Origin of the sequence: Salinisphaera sp. PC39, assembly GCF_040361335.1 — a bacterium.
Classification (GTDB): Bacteria; Pseudomonadota; Gammaproteobacteria; order Nevskiales; family Salinisphaeraceae; genus APNM01.
Genome location: NZ_APNM01000038.1, coordinates 1 through 828, shown reverse-complemented (window position 1 = coordinate 828; position 828 = coordinate 1). Strand labels below are relative to the sequence as shown.

The 828-nt window shown below is 65.9% G+C and carries 1 protein-coding gene and 1 other annotated feature; the gene reads right to left on the bottom strand.

Going from position 1 to position 828, the window contains the following annotated elements:
• Window positions 1-828: IS3 family transposase (locus tag PC39_RS16615; RefSeq protein ID WP_353254535.1), on the bottom strand; the 828-nt coding region annotated here is incomplete at both ends.
• Window positions 725-828, bottom strand: a sequence feature (AL1L pseudoknot). This feature is flagged as partial in the annotation. Its footprint overlaps the gene before it by 104 nt.

The window sequence follows — 828 nt, the reverse complement described above, 5'->3', positions numbered from 1 at the left end:
CCACCCACTCCAGGGTGGCGAATTCCACCGCCTCCAGATTCCGCCAAGGGCCGCGTTTGCGGATCACCTCGGTCTTGAACAGCCCGATCACCGTCTCTGCCAGGGCATTGTCGTAGGAGTCGCCCACACTGCCGACCGAGGGCGCGATCTCCGATTCGGCCAATCGCTCGGTGTAGCGAATCGATAGATATTGCACCCCGCGATCGCTGTGATGGATCAGGCTGTTGTCGTCGGACAGCCGGCGCTCGTACAGAGCCTGCTCCAAGGCATCCAGCACCAGGTCCGTGCGCGGCGTGCGGGACACCCGCCAGCCGACGATGCGCCGGGCATAGGTGTCGATCACGAAGGCGGCGTAGACAAAGCCGGCCCAGGTCGCCACATAGGTGAAATCCGAAACCCACAGCTGGTTGGGATAGTCCGCGGCGAAGTCGCGGTTGACCAAGTCCCGCGGGCACGGCTGGGCCGTATCCCGGACAGTGGTTCTCACCGCCTTGCCTCGCACCACGCCCGCCAGGCCCAGCTCCCGCATCAGCCGCTCGACCGTGCAGCGGGCCACCAAGAAACCCTCTCGAGTGAGCTGGCGCCAGACCTTGCGCACCCCATACACCTGGAAGTTTTCGTGCCACACGCGCTCGATCTCGACCTTGAGCCAGGCATCACGCCGCACCCGGGCCGGGGCACGGTTAGGAGCGCGCTCGCGGGCCTTGTGCGCGTGGTAGGTCGACGGCGCGATCGGCAACACCTGGCAGATCGGCTCGACACCGTAGACCTCGCGGTGCTCGTCGATAAACGCCACCATCACTTGCCTCGGCGGTCGAGCTCCGCCTG